Annotated in this window: 13 protein-coding genes; 8 read left to right on the top strand and 5 right to left on the bottom strand. The window is 38.6% G+C overall.

Going from position 1 to position 17,260, the window contains the following annotated elements:
* Nucleotides 1-4: 4 nt before the first annotated feature.
* Genes ACYVJ6_RS02020 through ACYVJ6_RS02040 form a run of 5 tightly spaced genes read left to right on the top strand, consistent with a single transcriptional unit; the run spans nt 5 to nt 7,047 of the window.
* Entirely contained in the window at nt 5-1,132 is a 1,128-nt protein-coding gene (locus ACYVJ6_RS02020) for a DUF4249 domain-containing protein (RefSeq protein ID WP_460692358.1), read from the top strand.
* Between the two features lie 4 nt (nt 1,133-1,136).
* Nucleotides 1,137-3,524, top strand: coding sequence for a hypothetical protein (locus ACYVJ6_RS02025; RefSeq protein ID WP_460692359.1), 2,388 nt, complete (start codon nt 1,137-1,139; stop codon nt 3,522-3,524).
* Between the two features lie 33 nt (nt 3,525-3,557).
* The gene (locus tag ACYVJ6_RS02030) at nt 3,558-4,697 is read left to right on the top strand and encodes a DUF4249 domain-containing protein (RefSeq protein ID WP_460692360.1); all 1,140 of its coding nucleotides are present in this window, start codon (nt 3,558-3,560) and stop codon (nt 4,695-4,697) included.
* Nucleotides 4,698-4,735: 38 nt separating this feature from the next.
* Nucleotides 4,736-5,881 (top strand): DUF4249 domain-containing protein, encoded by a 1,146-nt coding sequence (locus ACYVJ6_RS02035; protein WP_460692361.1) that lies wholly within the window; start codon nt 4,736-4,738, stop codon nt 5,879-5,881.
* Between the two features lie 14 nt (nt 5,882-5,895).
* Nucleotides 5,896-7,047, top strand: a complete 1,152-nt coding sequence (locus tag ACYVJ6_RS02040) for a DUF4249 domain-containing protein (protein WP_460692362.1) — start codon at nt 5,896-5,898, stop codon at nt 7,045-7,047.
* A gap of 63 nt (nt 7,048-7,110) precedes the next feature.
* Here ACYVJ6_RS02040 and ACYVJ6_RS02045 read toward each other — a convergent pair whose 3' ends face one another.
* The 3 genes from ACYVJ6_RS02045 to ACYVJ6_RS02055 are packed head-to-tail and all read right to left on the bottom strand — an operon-like array spanning nt 7,111 to nt 10,274.
* Entirely contained in the window at nt 7,111-7,941 is an 831-nt protein-coding gene (locus tag ACYVJ6_RS02045) for an MBL fold metallo-hydrolase (protein ID WP_460692363.1), read from the bottom strand.
* A 57-nt stretch (nt 7,942-7,998) separates the two neighbouring features.
* Nucleotides 7,999-8,865: a hypothetical protein gene (locus ACYVJ6_RS02050; protein ID WP_460692364.1), complete on the bottom strand. Its 867-nt coding sequence runs from the start codon at nt 8,863-8,865 to the stop codon at nt 7,999-8,001.
* Between the two features lie 2 nt (nt 8,866-8,867).
* Entirely contained in the window at nt 8,868-10,274 is a 1,407-nt protein-coding gene (locus tag ACYVJ6_RS02055; RefSeq protein ID WP_460692365.1) for an MBOAT family O-acyltransferase, read from the bottom strand.
* Between the two features lie 291 nt (nt 10,275-10,565).
* On the opposite strand from ACYVJ6_RS02055, the gene ACYVJ6_RS02060 reads away from it, so the two are divergent.
* The 3 genes from ACYVJ6_RS02060 to ACYVJ6_RS02070 all read left to right on the top strand — a co-directional run bounded on the left by ACYVJ6_RS02060 (nt 10,566) and on the right by ACYVJ6_RS02070 (nt 14,599).
* Nucleotides 10,566-11,858 (top strand): cupin domain-containing protein, encoded by a 1,293-nt coding sequence (locus ACYVJ6_RS02060; protein ID WP_460692366.1) that lies wholly within the window; start codon nt 10,566-10,568, stop codon nt 11,856-11,858.
* Nucleotides 11,859-11,950: 92 nt separating this feature from the next.
* Complete coding sequence (locus ACYVJ6_RS02065) at nt 11,951-13,588, top strand: hypothetical protein (RefSeq protein WP_460692367.1); 1,638 nt, start codon at nt 11,951-11,953, stop codon at nt 13,586-13,588.
* 84 nt (nt 13,589-13,672) lie between these two features.
* Nucleotides 13,673-14,599, top strand: coding sequence for an RraA family protein (locus ACYVJ6_RS02070; protein ID WP_460692368.1), 927 nt, complete (start codon nt 13,673-13,675; stop codon nt 14,597-14,599).
* Nucleotides 14,600-14,810: 211 nt separating this feature from the next.
* On the opposite strand, the gene ACYVJ6_RS02075 is transcribed toward ACYVJ6_RS02070, so the two are convergent.
* On the bottom strand, nt 14,811-15,443 hold the full coding sequence (locus ACYVJ6_RS02075) for an SUMF1/EgtB/PvdO family nonheme iron enzyme (protein WP_460692369.1): 633 nt from the start codon (nt 15,441-15,443) through the stop codon (nt 14,811-14,813).
* Nucleotides 15,444-15,460: 17 nt separating this feature from the next.
* Nucleotides 15,461-17,143, bottom strand: a complete 1,683-nt coding sequence (locus ACYVJ6_RS02080; protein ID WP_460692370.1) for an arylsulfatase — start codon at nt 17,141-17,143, stop codon at nt 15,461-15,463.
* Nucleotides 17,144-17,260 lie beyond the last annotated feature (117 nt).

Here is a 17,260-nt window from a genome sequence, read left to right on the forward strand (position 1 = left end):
CAGAATGAGAAAGATGAAGTTTTATATTGGTTCAATAGTGGGAATTGCCGCTTTTTATAGTTGCCAAAAACCAATAAACTTAACAACCACAACTACTAATTATAATATTTTAGTGGTAGAAGGCTTGATAAACGTTACAGACTCTACCAAAATCAACTTAAGCAGAACTGTTATTATCGGAAACAAAACTACTGCCAACCCAGAACAGGGGGCAACAGTAACTATTGAAACCGCCCAGGCAACAGTTGCTACGTTAACAGAAAAAGTAAAAGGCACCTATGTTACTCCGGTTTTAAATTTAGATAAAACACAACAGTACCGCTTGCGCGTAAAACTGGCTAATGGAAAAATTTATTTGTCAGATCTGGTGGATGTTAAAGTAACGCAGCCTATTGATTCGGTTGGTTATACTGTTAAAAGTGATGGCATACAGGTATATGCCAATACCCATGACGACACCAATAACAGCCGGTATTATTTATACAATTTTTCTGAAACATGGAAATTCAATACAATGTATCGTTCTTTACTAATATTTGATAAGGGCTTGAGGGAGAGAAAAACAGCAGAAGATGTATATACATGTTTTGCCGCCTCGCCTTCAAATAATATTGTGCTTTATTCAACAGCCGCTTTAACACAGGATGTTGCTTATCAAGCACCCATAACATTTATTGAAAGCACATCAGAAAGAATTTCTATCAGGTACACTATATTACTTACCCAAACCGCTTTAACTAAGCAGGCATATCAATTTTGGGACAATTTACGACGGAACACCGAATCGTTAGGTAGCATATTTGACGCGCAGCCTTCACAGCTTGCGGGCAACGTACATAATATTGCCAACCCTTCTGAACCGGTTATTGGATATATAAGTGCAGGCACGACACAATCTAAGCGAATTTTTATTGATAAAAAAGAACTGCCATCGGGTTTTAAGACCCAGTACCCTTACGGATGTTCACTGTTACAATCGCCGCTGGATGGGGGGATATTTGCAACTAACCCAAATGCTGTCCCTTTGTATGAAATGTTAACTGAAGTCCCGCCGTATATCGCGTATTCTGACAGGCAATGTTCAGATTGTACATTTAGAGGAACTGTTAAACAACCTGCTTTTTGGAAATAATATTATGAAAAACAAATTGTCATACACGTTAAAATCATCCCTGTGTTGCTTACTAGTTGTTTTTGCAGCCGCCAATGGCAATGCACAGGTATTAGATGCACTAAAAAGCAATTTTAAGCAATATAATGACCACGTATTGCAGGAAAAAATGTATCTGCATACCGATAAAAATTTTTACCTGACAGGAGAGATATTATGGTTAAAAATATATAATGTTGACGCGGGATTAAATACGCCGCTAAATATTAGCAAGGTTGCCTATGTAGATGTTTTGGACGAAGCTAACAATGCCGTACTGCAAGCAAAAATATCATTAGACAAGGGCACAGGGAATGGCTCATTTTATATACCGGTAACTTTAAAAAATGGTAATTATAAGCTACGGGCCTACACCAACTGGATGAAAAATTTTGGCCCGGATGTATTCTTTGAAAAAGTAATTACACTGGTAAACCCGTTAACTGAACTTGCTGAAACTCCAAAAGAAACAGCCAAACCTGCCAGCATCCAGTTTTTTGCCGAGAGCGGAACTCTGCTTGCAGGCGTAACCAGCACCGTTGGTTTTAAAGCTTTGGGCAGTGATGGCAAAGGGGCCGAAATTAATGGTGTGGTTATAAATCAGCGTAATGATACTGTTATACGCTTTCAATCATTAAAATTTGGAATGGGCAGCTTCACGTTTACTCCTGAAGCCAATAGCACTTACAAAGCAGTGGTTCGTATTGGCCGCGATAATGCGCTTATAAATGATCTGCCCGCCGTTTTATCAAAAGGATACACCATACATGTAGCGGATGCTGATAAGCCACAGCCCGAATTAAAAATAAGTGCGCGCGGTAATAATAGCGAGCCATTATATCTATTTGTACACAGCGGGCACCAGGTAGTGCTGGCGCAAAGCATAATAACCAATACCAATGGCGATGCTTCTATATCCATTGATAAAGCAAAATTGGGCCAGGGCATTAACCATATCACCATATTTAACAGTGCCCGGCAGCCTGTTTGCGAACGGCTTATTTTTAACCGGCCCAAATTGCTAAACTTGCTTGGCCAGGTACAAACGCAATATAAAACCCGTAGCCAGGTAGATATTAATGTATCAACTAATAATACCGAGGGCAAGGCTACAGCGGCCAACATGTCTGTTTCAGTATTTAAATTAGACTCGTTAAATAACATGGATGATGCGGACATAGCCAGCTACATGTGGTTAGGGTCTGAGTTAAAAGGGTATATTGAATCTCCACGCTATTATTTTGATATAGTGACATCTGAAACAGATAAAGCGCTGGATAACCTATTGCTGATACAAGGGTGGAGCCGGTTTAAATGGAACGATGTTTTAGATAGCAAACAAAAATTTACTTACCTACCCGAGTACGACGGACATTTGATTACCGGGCAACTAAACAATGCCACCGAACAACCTGCCCCGGGTGTAAAGGCATATTTGGGGGTTATCGGTAAACGGCTTCAATTATATGGTTCGGTTGCCGACTCGACAGGAAAGCTGCTATTTAATACCCGCCAGTTATTTGGTCCCGGCGAAATAGTTGTACAAACCAATACCGAAAAAGATAGCAGTAAATACAATATAACTATAAAAAGTCCATTTGCTGAACAGTATGGCACCTCAAAATTACCACCTTTTGGTTTAGATAAAAGATGGCAAAAAGCACTTGAGAACACCAGCCTTAATATGCAGGTGCAAAATATATATGTACCCGATAAATTAAAACAGTATATAGACCCCATGGTGGATAGTTCGGGATACTTTGGCAGTAATGGTAAACCATACTTGTTAGATGATTATACAAGATTTATTACCATGGAGGAGGTTTTGCGGGAGTATATACTGGAAGTTTTGGTAAGCGTAAGGAAAAATAGAGTGCATTTTAATCTGCTAAGCCCTATTGAGTTGTATAAGGACGAAGACCCGATGGCCATACTGGATGGCGTACCTATTTTTAACCTGGATAAACTTTTTACCGTAGACCCATTAAAGATCCGGAAACTGGATATGGTTGATCGTGAGTTTTACTGGGGACCTATCAGGACAAATGGTGTAATAAATCTTACATCGTACAAAGGCGACATGGCTGGGTTTGAAATTGACCCCAGGGCCGTAGTGCTTGATTATGAGGGCATGCAACTGCAACGCGAGTTTTACTCGCCGGTTTATGAAACAGCGCAGCAACAAAAAAGCCGTGTGCCCGATTTTAGAAACGTTTTATATTGGGCTCCTGATGTAAATACAGATGCTGAAGGCAAGGCAAAAGTTTCATTTTACACATCAGATAAGTCCGGTAAATATGCAGTAATTTTACAAGGGTTAACAGTCGATGGACAAGTGGGTAGCTATAACTCAACTTTTGAAGTATCAAAGTGATTTGTCTTTTAATAATATCATAAATTCAGCTATATGAGGCATATCAAATTTTGGTTTAGTTTAACAATTGTAAGTATAGCTTTTTATAGCTGTCAAAAGCCAATAGATTTAAAAGCTACATCTACCAATGCTAATATTTTGGTGGTTGAAGGGTTAATAAATGTTGCAGATTCTACTAAAATCAACTTAAGCAGAACAGTAATCATTGGCAATAAAACTACGGCAAATCCAGAGGCGAGGGCGACAGTTACTATTGAAAATGCCCAGGCAACAGTTGCTACATTAACAGAAATAGCAAAAGGAAAGTACGCTTCGCCGGTTTTAAATTTAGATAAAACCAAGCAGTACCGGTTGCGCATAAAGTTGGCCAATGGGAAAACTTATTTATCTGACCTAACTGATGCCAAAGTAACCCCGCCTATAGATTCAGTTGGCTATACAGTTAAAAATAATGGCATACAATTATATGTTAATACGCATGATGATACGAATAATAGCCGCTATTACCTATATAATTATGCTGAAACCTGGCGTTTTAACTCAAAATATATTTCCTCTTATATATCAAACGGTAATGCCTTAGTGCCACGTACACCAGCACAATATATACACGAATGTTATGGGAATTTAGGGTCAGCAAACATTTTGCTTAATTCAACTGCGGCTTTAACTCAGGATGTGGCATACCAATTTCCCTTAACTTTTATAGATGGTACATCAGAGAAAATATCCATCAAATACAGTACATTAGTTACTCAAATTGCGTTAACAAAGGAAGCTTATGCTTTTTGGGAAAACCTTAAAAAGAGCACCGAATCGTTAGGTAGTATATTTGATGCACAGCCCTCACAGCTTATTGGCAATATACATAATGCTGCCGATGCTTCTGAACCGGTTATTGGTTATATAAGTGCCGGTACTATCCAAACTAAACGCATATTTATTAATAAGCTGGATTTGCCTCCAAGTTTTAAGACAGAATATCCATTTGTTTGTAGAATTGATACGGCAAAAGGGGGTGATATCAGAAGTAAGCTTATCTTATCTGGCGGTCCTTCCTATATTACGTTATGGGATGTCGATCTTCCCCCAGTGGTATATATATATTCTGACAAGCCTTGTTCAGATTGTACAATAAGAGGAACTGTTACACAACCTGCTTTTTGGAAATAGTGTTAAAACACTTGCCAAATGTGATATAAACTGCAGCGATGAAAAAGGTAAAAATTTATATTGGCCTAATTACATTAGCTGTAGCTTTTTATAGTTGCCAAAAACCAATAGATTTAAAAGCTACCACTACCAATGCTAATATTTTAGTGGTAGAAGGTTTAATAAACACTGGTACCGATTTAACCACAATTAAACTTAGCAGAACGGTAACTATTGCTAATAAAACTATTGCCAACCCTGAAGGAGGCGCTGTTATAACTATTGAAAACGCACAAGCTACGGTAGCGACTTTAAAAGAGATATCAAAGGGCAATTACTCGTCTTCGCCAAATGTTTTAAATTTAGACAGAACTAAACAATATCGCCTACGTGTAAAAACATCAAACGGCCAAACCTATTTATCCGACCTGGTTGATGTTAAAATAACACCGCCGATAGATTCTGTTGGTTATACTTATAAAAATAATGGCATACAGATATACGCTAATGCGCATGATGATACTAATAATAGCCGTTACTATTTATACGATTACGCGGAAGCATGGATCTTTAACACCAGATATTATTCCAGTTATTATTCAACCGGGTCTGGTATATTGGCACGAACACCTACACAAGTAGTAAGTTCATGCTTTTCCGAAACAGCCACAGCTAATATTTTTCTCAATTCAACTGCGGCACTAAGCCAGGATATTTCTTATCAGTTTCCATTGATATTTATTGAAGGCACATCTGAAAGAATATCCGTAAAATACAGTATTTTAATCAATCAAACTGTTTTAACAAAAGAGGCATATGCGTTTTGGGAGAATCTTAAAAAAAACACTGAATCATTAGGAAGTATATTTGATGTACAACCATCGCAACTAATAGGCAATATTCATAATATTGCTGACCCTGCCGAACCTGTTATAGGTTATATAAGTGCGGGTACAACACAAAGTAAACGTATATATATCAATAAGCGAGATTTGCCATCAAGTTTTATAACTAAATACCCCTATAGTTGTAGGGTAGATACTGCGAAGTCCTCCGGTGACATAGCGACGTATGTTATATCGTTAACTGCAGGCACCACTCCCTTAAACCCCAACCCCGATGGTCCCGGCTATTTATTCACGGATAGAACTTGTGCTGATTGCACCACTAGGGGAAAGGTTCAAAAACCTGCTTTTTGGCAATAAGATTATAATAGCGAATGATCAAACAAATAAAATTTTATATAGGTTTAATAACCTTAATAATAACCTTTTACAGTTGCCAAAAGCCCATAAATTTAAAGGCCACAACTACCAATGCTAATATTCTGGTGGTAGAGGGACTGATAAATGTTACAGATTCTACAAAAATCAAGTTGAGCAGAACAGTAGTAATTGGCGATAAAAATACAGTCAACCCTGAGGGTAGCGCAACTATAAGTATTGAAACAGCCCAGGCCACAGTTGCAACGTTGCAAGAACGGGCAAAAGGTACCTACGTTACACCTGTTTTAAATTTAGATAAGACGAAGCAATACCGGTTACGTATAACAACTGCCAATGGAAAAACCTATTTGTCTGACCTGATAAATGTGAAAATAACACCACCCATTGATTCGGTAGGTTATTATATTAAAAATAACGGCGTGCAAGTATATGTTAACACGCATGATGACACCAATAATAGCCGGTATTATTTATATAACTACGCAGAAACATGGACATTCGCTACATTTTTTTATTCCTTCTATTATTCAAACGGCAGCACCCTATTACCAAGAACACTCGCGCAAGAAATAGGTTCATGCTTTACCGGGACAACAACAGCTAATATCTTTCTTAATTCAACTGCTTCGTTAACCCAGGATATTGCTTATCAATTTCCATTGACATTTATTGAAGGTACATCCGAAAGAATATCTATTAGATACAGTATTTTGGTTACACAAACTGTTCTAACAAAAGAGGCATATGCTTTTTGGGAGAATCTTCAAAAAAACACCGAAGCTTTGGGAAGTATATTTGATGCACAGCCTTCGCAACTTATTGGCAATATCCAAAATATTGCTGACCCTGCTGAACGTGTTATAGGATATATAAGTGCCGGTACAACACAAAGCAAACGTCTATATATCAATAAAAGAGATCTACCATCAAGTTTTATAACCAAATATCCTTATAGCTGTAGGATAGATACTGCTAAAACACCTCAGGATCGAGTAAATCTTCTTATTCCATTAAATAGCGCATATACTCCTTTAGAGCCGCTGCCCGCCCCCCCTTTTCCACCTGGTTGGTTTTTATACACAGATAAAACTTGCGCTGATTGCACAGTAAGGGGCACTGTTAAAAAACCTGCTTTTTGGCAATAAAGCAATAAACAACAAAGCCTCAATTTTCAATCGAGGCTTTGTTAGTTTAATAAGTAATAATTATTATTCTGCTACAAAAGCGTTTACAGAATACACCAATAAAAAGTCGGCTTGCGTATGATCAGGATATAGCTGTTGCATTTTTTGCATAGCATCTTCCCTACTGGTCGCGTTGGCTACCACATCTTCAAAATCGATGATATATTTTAACTGCTTATCAAAAACAGAAACATCAGCAGGTTTACCGTGCCCGCCATATACCTTAGGTTGACTTTGAGCAAAAGTGCTTTTAAATTCTTGCAGTTGTTTTTTCCAATTTTCAATATTCTCCTGAGATATTGCTAACCATGGGTGCACGCCATTATAAATAAAGTCGTTTGCAAAAAAAGCGTTAAGGTCCTTGCTGAAAATAGTGGTCAGGTGCTCACACTCAGCAGCGCTATAATCGCTGTTCAATTCTAATACCGCGCCTTCAGCCAATTGCAATTGCTTACTGTTTAAAACCGATATCTGGTTTTCATAATCAAATCCGTTAGGATTAGCAGCAGTCAATGGCTTTAAAGCAGGTTCTTTTTCTAACCAGCCTACGCTTTCCATCCAGGTTGAAAAATTAATAATATCCTTTTTGATATCATCGGTAGTTACTACTATCTGTACATCAGGAAATTCATTTTTCATCAAGTTCATCCCGGTGTAATGATCAGGGTGGCCATGGGTAATTAGCATATGCGTAAGGGGCTTACCCTCTGCCTTTATTTGCTTAGCTAATTGGGTAGCCTCTTCGCTGTTGCGAAGCCCGTCTACCAATACCATGCTTTTATTGTCAGAAAAGATATACGCGTTTACCGTTGCCTCAACACCATGGTAAACCTTTAATTTAATATTACTTGCCATTTATATTTGTTTTGGCGCAAAAGTAAACATGAATAGCTTATTCGGCGTAAAAAGTTACTATTTAATATATCGGGCAGTCTGGTCTTTAAAATAAAGCGTATAATCACTCACTTCTTTTTGGGCCAAATGCAGTCCATCCCGGGTTTTAAACGTAAAGGATGGTATAGGAATAAATGGATGATGAGGGAAGTTTTTGGTAACCAATTCTCTTATTAAAGTTGCTTTAGGCGATTGCTGTATAACGGGGTTTACAGGCATTTCAAAAAGAATAACTTGGGTACCCCTCTCTTCAATTTTTTGCACCAATTGCTTTAATGATACAAGGGCTATATTGGCCAAAGTGGTATCGCGCTTACTGTAATCTTTTATTTGAATTGCCAACAAAGGTTTAAATAACCTGTCTGGCAAGTAAATATTTTTGGCAGCCATTTTATTGCGGGGCTTTGGTGTAGGTTTAGGGCGTAGGGACGCTTTTATTTGATCGATAGCCTTTTTTATTAAAATAACCGGTTGATTTTCTGTCCTCAACGCGGGAAATATCCGCTTAAAAAAAGCATATACCGGTGATTCAAACTCTTGCGAAAAAGATTCAGACTTTGGCCTTTGGATAACATTGATCTCAATAAATACAGTTTTAGGTAATGTTTTACGGCTCAGCAAAACCGCCCCGCCATCGTACACAGACATCCCAGATAGGGCCAGGTTGTAAAATCCGGGAAGCGAATCGGTTGGCATTCTATAGGCAAGCGATGAGCCCAATATCACAGCCTTGTAATCCATGTTACTATAGATATATTTATCAGCATTGATCACATTTCGCACAAAATCAGACTCCGCATACTTAACATCAGGTTGCGTATAAGTAGCTGCAATATTGAATAGCGCGAAAAGGATAGCAAATATGATAAAGCTCTTTTTTATCATTACTAAAACTGGAAATAAATAAATGTGCCTTTAGGGCCGCTGTTTAACGCTATCATGGCCATTAAAAAACCGTAACCCAAGTAACTGTACCGGCTTATCCAGGCTGAAAAAACCGCGTACTGTTTGAGCAAATAAATAGCGTGATATATAATTACCGGCAGGCTGTAAATTAATATCATAACTATACCATCGGTATTTACAGAGACATTGGTATTTATATGTACAGTTTTAAAATATTCCACCACCTGCACAAACGGAAGTTTAAACAATAGCCATAAAACAGATACGAGTATAAAAACAATAAAAACCTTAATTATACGGGCAACCAATTTCGCTTTATCTGGCCGGAAACTATCATTATAAAATCTTTCCATACTCAAAAGAATACCATGGCACAATCCCCATACGCCGTAACTCCACGCGGCGCCATGCCATATACCACCCAGTATCATGGTTATGAGCAGGTTTAAATAAGTGCGTATTTTGCCTTTACGATTACCGCCTAATGGGATGTATAAATACTCTTTTAAAAAGCTTGAGAGCGATATATGCCATCTGCGCCAAAACTCTGTAATAGATGCGGAAATATAAGGGAAGTTGAAATTTTGCATTATATCATAACCAAATAATTTGGCCAGGCCCACAGCTATTAGCGAATACCCTGCAAAATCGGCAAATATTTGAAACGAGTACCCAAATAGCATAGCGACCAACTCGGCAGAAGAGCAGGTTTTTAAATAGGGAAAAGCCAATTTTTGAGTCAATACCGATAGATTATCAGCAATAACCATTTTTAAAAAATATCCCGTTACCAGGTTTTTAAATGCCGAAACAGTATCGATATCTTTGAGTGATTTTTGTTTAATCTGCGGGTAAAACTCATAGGCTTTTAAAATAGGACCGGCAATTAAGTGCGGAAAGAAGGATACAAAAAACAGCGTTTTACTAAAGTGTTTTTGCAGCGACTTATCGACCAATAATTTATCATGATGTTTATCAGTATATACATCAACCAGTAAGCTTATGCCCTCAAATGTATAAAATGATATACCAATAGGCAGGGGCATTAAAATTAAAAACTGCCCAATACTGGTATTGGTATTTAAAAACGTGTTAGCAAACAATGGCGAGTATTTAAAAACCGCCAGGATTAAAAGGTTAAGTGTAATGCCAACCACTGCATAAGTTTTGCGCAGATGCGGCTTACCATACGCCACACGATAGCTGGTTAAAATATTTATTACTGCCGAGCACAGTAGCAGTAATACCAAAGCTGGGGCCTCATAAGCATAAAATACCAGGCTGGAAACAATTAAAACCAGTACTTGAAACCTGGAGAAAATGGGTAAATAATATAAAAACAGCGTTATTGCCAGCAGCGCAATAAAAATAAAACTGTTGAAAAGCATTTACTATAAAGTGAGGATTAGTATGTAAAATACAAGTTTACTACAAAAAACAACAAAATTGTTGCATAGCCGTCAAACAACGCATATTTCACTAAATATCGACTATACGAGTATGATTTAAGTATATATGCTATATAATTATACTTAACTTAAAGTAAGTTTCACAGGTAAATCGACATTTAATTTTATTAGCTATTTATAGTCAGAAAAAGTTTTCGCATATTTACCCATTACCATTATAACCATTTATATATTTATTCTTAATAGTTAAACCAACCCATCATGAGAACCATGAATAAATTACTTTTATTATTATTTACTGTTTTTACAGTTTCGGCTTCGGCGCAAGCTCCGGCAACAAAAAGCCGGGTAGTTCATAACGATCCTTCAAAATTAGGAAAACAAACAGGTGTACACCGTGGGGCAGGTTCCATGGCTTTCGGGCAACTGGTAGGCACACGGGATGTAAGCACCAACCTGGCTTACTTACACGCTGGATTATTAAACGGAAAATCAAGCATCGGGCATCATTTCCATAACAATATGGAAGAAATGTTTGTGATTTTAACCGGTGAAGCAGAATTTACCATTAATGGCCGCACATCATTAATAAAAGCACCTGCTTTGGTGCCTTGCCGTTTGAACAATTCACACGCTGTTTATAATCCCGGTACCGAACCTGTTAAATGGATGAACTTTGGTGTAACTATGGTTAGGGGCCATAATGATAACTTTGATCTGGGTGATACCCGCGTAGGTGCTGCATTGGATCCTATCCCCACATTTATATCAGGCAGATTGGAGAAAGATAAAGCCAGACCCAATGCCGCATACGGTACAGGTGTTTTACAACGCCGTATTTTTAATACCGACGTTTTTAAAACCAATTGGGACCATGTTGACCATATTATAATTCCTGCTGGCGTTACTACCGCTTCACGTACCATGGATGGTATGGAAGAAATTTACTACGTAGTAAAAGGTTCAGGTACAGTTGATATTAATGGCACTAAAACTCCATTTGGAGCTGATGATGCTACCTATGCTTTAGTAAATGAAAAAATAACATTTGCTAATACCGGCACTGATGATGTAGAACTATTAGTTGTTGGTATCGGAACGTCTAAAGTTCTGGCTGCCGCTGGTCCACGTGGTGGTGGTCCTGGTGGCCCGGGTGCTGCTTTTGGGGCTGCCGGTGGTCCAGGCCGTCCGGGTGCTGCAACTGCTGCGGCTCCTGCGACAAAAGGCATGAGCCTTCAAATGGACTTTATCGTATCGCCTGAAAAAGCTGACGCATTTGAAAAAATGTACACTAACATTTATGTGCCTGCTTTGAAAGTTCAAAAAGGATATCTTTCATCTAAACTACTTCGTTTATTTCCGGAGGCAGCTTCAAAAAAAATACAGGCAGAACAAACCACTTATAACTACCAGATACAATTATTTTTTGATAGCGAAGAAAACCGGGTGGCATGGACACGCAGCAGCCAGCATAATATAGCATGGCCCGCCGCAACAAAAGTTGCCGATGAGCGCTTCAAATGGCGTGGCTATGATGTAGTTGATGATAACGATAATAAATAAATTTAACATACAAGGTGGATAAATATTTATCCGCGCTAAACCCGTGCGATAATCCTTATTCACGGGTTTATTCATTTTATAACCAACAAATTATGAGAGTTAAAACTTACACAATTGCCGCGCTGATGTTATGCTTCGGTGCTCAACTATCAAATGCCCAAAATAAGGACATCTTACCTTCTACATCATTGGTGTACCCAGGAGTTGATGGAAAACTGGTTTACGTTGCTGACAGCCTTGGCAATAAAATTCCTGATTTTTCAAACGCGGGTTATAAAGGTGGCGGCGTAGCCATTCCTTATATTCCTAATAAAGTTACTGTTTGGCCTGTTGTTGGCGATAACTCGGCAGTTATACAAGCGGCTATTGATAAAGTATCAGAAATGCCATTAGATGCATCGGGATTTCGTGGCGCGGTATTGTTAAAAATGGGCGAGTATCCTTTGGATAAACCACTTTACATCAGGGCATCGGGCGTCATATTGCGTGGCGAAGGTATGAGTGATATTGGTACCATACTATTTGGCCGCACCGTTAAACCGGTTACACGTGCTGCCTTGATCAATATAACAGGAAGTAAAGGAATTACCATACAAGAAGATACCAAGCAAAGCGTTACGGATAAATATGTACCTGTTGGTGCACGTTCATTTAACGTGGCATCAGGTAAGGGTTTTAAAGTTGGTGATAAAGTATCTGTACGCCGCTATGGCAACCAGGATTGGATAACAGCGATAGGTTTAGACAGCGCTACCGTTAACAGAAACAGGTGGAGGCCATTTGTTACCACTTATGATCGCGTAATAACCGATGTTAAAGGCAATACCATTACCGTAGACGCACCTATATTTACTGCAATTGAAACCAAATGGGGCGGAGGTGATGTAGTAAAATATACCGACGATCGTATCGAAAACGTTGCTGTTGAGAATCTGCGAGGTATATCAGAATATGACCCTACAGTGCGTACCACCAAGTACGGCAATATGGACAGGCCGGATAACAAACCAACCGCTACTTATAACGGAGAGGAATATTTTTCAGATGAGAGCCATTACGCCAACTTCATCAACTTTAGTAATGCTAAAAACGGATGGGTGCGCAACATGACGGCAATGCACTTTGTAAATAGTGTTGTACAGGTTAACGCCGGGTCAAAATGGATCACCATACAAGATTGTGAATCATGGGAGCCGGTATCGCAACGTATGGGTGCCCGACGCTTTATTTATCACCTGCAAGGACAACTTACTTTAGTACAACGTTGCTTTTCTCAAAAAGGAAGACATTCATTTGTTTTACAGGGACAGGAAGCAAGCGGTAACGTATTTTTAGATTGCAAGGCTGTTAATCCATATTCAACCAGCGAACCACATAACCACTGGGTTAACGGTGTATTATATGATAACGTAAAAGCACCTTTAACTGCACGTTTTTGGGATTATATCATCGGTTGGGCAGGTGCCAATATTGTAATGTGGAACTGCGAGGGCGATTTCCTGATACAAAGCCCGCCTACCGCTACAAACTATTCGTTTGGGCACATTGGTACGGCATCAGTTATTTATAACGCTCAGTTGCAGGATCTGACCAAACCACGTGGTTATATCGAATCGTTAGATCAGCACGTTAGTCCGCGAAGCTTATATTTAACCCAGTTAAAAGAACGTTTGGGTATTGAGGCCGTTAAAATTAATTTACAAGGCGCGGCAGCTACTCCTGATTATTAATAATTAAATAATTAAAATTTACAATAATCTTGGTTATTTTTGGTTTTAAAACCATATCAATAACCAAGATTTTTTATTTTATATATGAAACTGAGAAATACTTTTTTACTATTGGCATTAGCGGGTGTATGTTTTGTTAATTCGTTATCCGCACAAACCATTTCAAAAGACGAAATGATGTTTTTGACCTCTGAATGGAAAGGCGAGCGTTTTGCTGACGGCAGGCCAAAAATTCCGGACGATTTGTTGGAGCGGGCAAAACATATCATGATTGATGATGCCTGGACCGTTTTAAAAAACGCGGGTTATTTAAACCAATATGAAGGCAACTGGAAACTGGTTAACGACGAAGCTATGACCGGACGTGCAGTTACCGCAATGTACCTGCCAAGCCGCCCGGACCTGGAAAAAAACATCAAAGACAGGGGAGCCAAACAAGGCCGAAAAGGTAATACCAATTCATGGCCAATAGATATATTGGTTAAAGGCGACCTGTATGTGGCTGATGCGTTTGGTAAGATTGCCGATGGCTCTATCATGGGATCAACTTTGGCCAATTCTATCTATAGCAAATCAGGCAATGGGGTTGTTTTTGATGGCGCGGCCAGGGATTTGCAGGAGTTAAGATTGATAAAAGGCTTTAATGCTATGGTACGTGATTTCCACCCTTCATTTACTGCCGAAATGGTATTGATGGGATTGAATACGCCTATCCATATAGGAGGGGCTGTAGTATTGCCCGGCGACCTGGTAATTGTACAAAAAGAGGGGGTATTATTTGTACCTGCTCACTTAGCCGAAGAAGTAGTAAGTACCGGCGAGTTTGTGGTACGTAAAGACAAATTTGGTTATGAAATGGTACGTACCGGCAAATACAGCACAGGCGAAATTGACAGCCAGTGGAGCGACCCCATAAAAGTTGACTTCTTAAAATGGCTGGATCAACACCCTGAAAATGGTAAAATGACCCGCGCTGAATTAGATAAAGTGATGAGTAAAAGAACCTGGTAATATTATCATCGATAACATAAGTAAAAGGCTCCGCGTAACGGAGCCTTTTTTATGGCTATTTATGGTTAACAAAGGTTAACACATTTTGCAATATAATTAAGTTAAATATCTGATAATCAATTAATTATATAAATTTAAGTTAAAAATGTGTTAACCATGATTTTTCGCCCATTTTTAACATGCACCGCCAAGTCGCAATAATTAATTTCCATTAATTAACAACGCAAAATCCAACATGAATATTTCCGGTTTCTCTATCCACAAATAATTCTCTTTCCTTAACTGTGCCGTGACAAGTTGTTTTTGAACAAAATAATGATCCACCTGCAAGCCTGACTGAATTGTTCTTTTCGATTTCTGTAATATCCCATACATTCCCTACTATATTGACCTCATCAACTTTAGAAATTGGCAATTTATTATCAGATACAATAACCCGCGAGTCATTTTTTACCAACTCCCAATATTCATCATAACTCGGAAGTCTTTTTTTTGCCCATTTACAATATGCCAAAGCATCATTATAGCTTACTTGTGTAACCGGGAGATCTTTTGAAGAAGGCTTATGTATCCCATCAGGAATTTTCCAATTGGCATTTTTTACTGTTTTGTAGTGATCAACATCAGTTTGAACTATTGACCAGCCATATTTTTCAGCGTCTGTAATATAACCCGTTTTCTTAACAAATAATTCAAATTGATTATAGGAAACGGGTGTTAAACTATTTTTCTTTGTACAACTACTTAAAAATACAACAGATATAAAAAGTAAACTCCAAATCTTTAACTTGTTATTTGCTTTAAATCCACTACAAATTTTATTGTCAATTAAATATTGATACATATCAAAGAAATAGATTATTATTTAGGTAAATAAGGCATTTTGTAATCAGTTGGTAAAGGAGTAACATAATTATCTTTGGCCCAGATGTTCCATAGGCCATCAAGTCTGTTTACAACATCTTGATGTTTACTTGCCAGGTTATGAAGTTCTGTACGATCATTTTCCAGATCATATAGTTCCCAGCCTTTACCTCGCAAGGCAGACATCTTCCATTTTCCGTCTTGAATACCGCGATTTCCTTCATGTTCAAAATAAAGAATCCTTTTTTCAACTTTTTTACCCTGTAAAAGAGGCAAAATACTTATTCCCGATTCAGGAATAGTTTTTCGTCCTTGAAATTCGGATGGGTAAGATACATTTGCCGCTGCAAGTATTGTTGGCATCAAATCCACAAGATGTCCTTGATTTTTATCAATGATGCCTGAACGTTTTAGTCCTGCCGGCCATTGAGCTATCAGAGGTGAACTGATGCCTCCTTCATGGTTATAATGCTTGTACAAACGCCAAGGCGTGTTAGATGCATTTGCCCATCCGGAACCTGCACTGTGAAATGTTGCAGAACTTCCCATTTTTTCAATATCATCTCCCGTATGAAGAATATTGTTTGGGCCGGTGCTTCCGTCAAATCCGTTGGGATCCCATTCTGCACAGGCACCATTATCCGAAAGGAAAATAATAAGTGTGTTTTCCAATTCTCCTTTTTCTTTTAAATCAGCAAGCATCCGCCCAATATTCTGATCCATAACATCCACCATAGCAGCAAAAATAGCCATACGTCTTGCAAGATCTGCTTGTCTATCTAAAGGCACATCTTTCCAGGCAGGGTTTATACCGGCTTCAGCTTCGGCCCAGGCCCAATATTCAGAGCGGGGTGTCAAAACTGTTTCTTTTGAAACAATACCCAGTTCTTTCATTTTCCTGAGTCGGTTTTCCCGGATTTTATCCCAACCAACTTTATAGGTTTTTGCATACTTATCTATAGCTTCTTTGGGTGCCTGTAAAGGAAAGTGAGGAGAATTGTAAGCCATGTATAAAAACCATGGTTTATCAGGTGTTTCACGTCCTTTTTGAAGAAAGTCAAGGGCATAATCCGTAATGGCATTGGTTCCGTAAAATTCGCCTTCCTTATAATTACGCACTTTACTACCCGCTGGTCTACGGATATATTCACGAGGATTCCAATAGCTCTGGGCACTTGACAGGGTGCCAAAATATTCTTCAAAACCGTGTTTAGTAGGGTCATTGGTTCCTACATGCCATTTTCCTGACATAAAGGTGCGGTAACCCGAACTTTGTAAAACCTGCGCTATGGTAACAGCATCGTCAGAGATTCTGCCCATGTAACCTGGCTGATTTAAGTTTCTGATCATGTGTCCCAAACCTGCACGGTGTGGGTAAAGCCCGGTAAGAATAGAGGCGCGGGATGGGCAACAACGCCCCGTGGTATAAAAACTGGTCATTCTCACCCCATTTTTTGCCAGCTTATCCAGGTTTGGAGTTTCAATTTCCCCGCCATAACATCCTAAATCGCTGTAACCCAAATCATCTGCTACAATTAGTAAAATATTTGGGCGCTTCTTTTCCTGATGCTTAGAGTCCGGCTTATTTTGATTGTCGCCAAAATATGTATAAGCGTACAGAAAAAAGACAGATATTGTCAATAAAGCGAAAAATGATAGTTTAACATGTAGTTGTTTCATGGGAAAATTTTAATGACATCTATATAAATTTAGTTATTATTTAATAAAAAAATATTATTGATTTTTTTACAGTCGCCAAAATAGGTAAGGTATTATGCAGCCTATGGTTGGTGTTGT

Source organism: Mucilaginibacter puniceus (assembly GCF_054783175.1).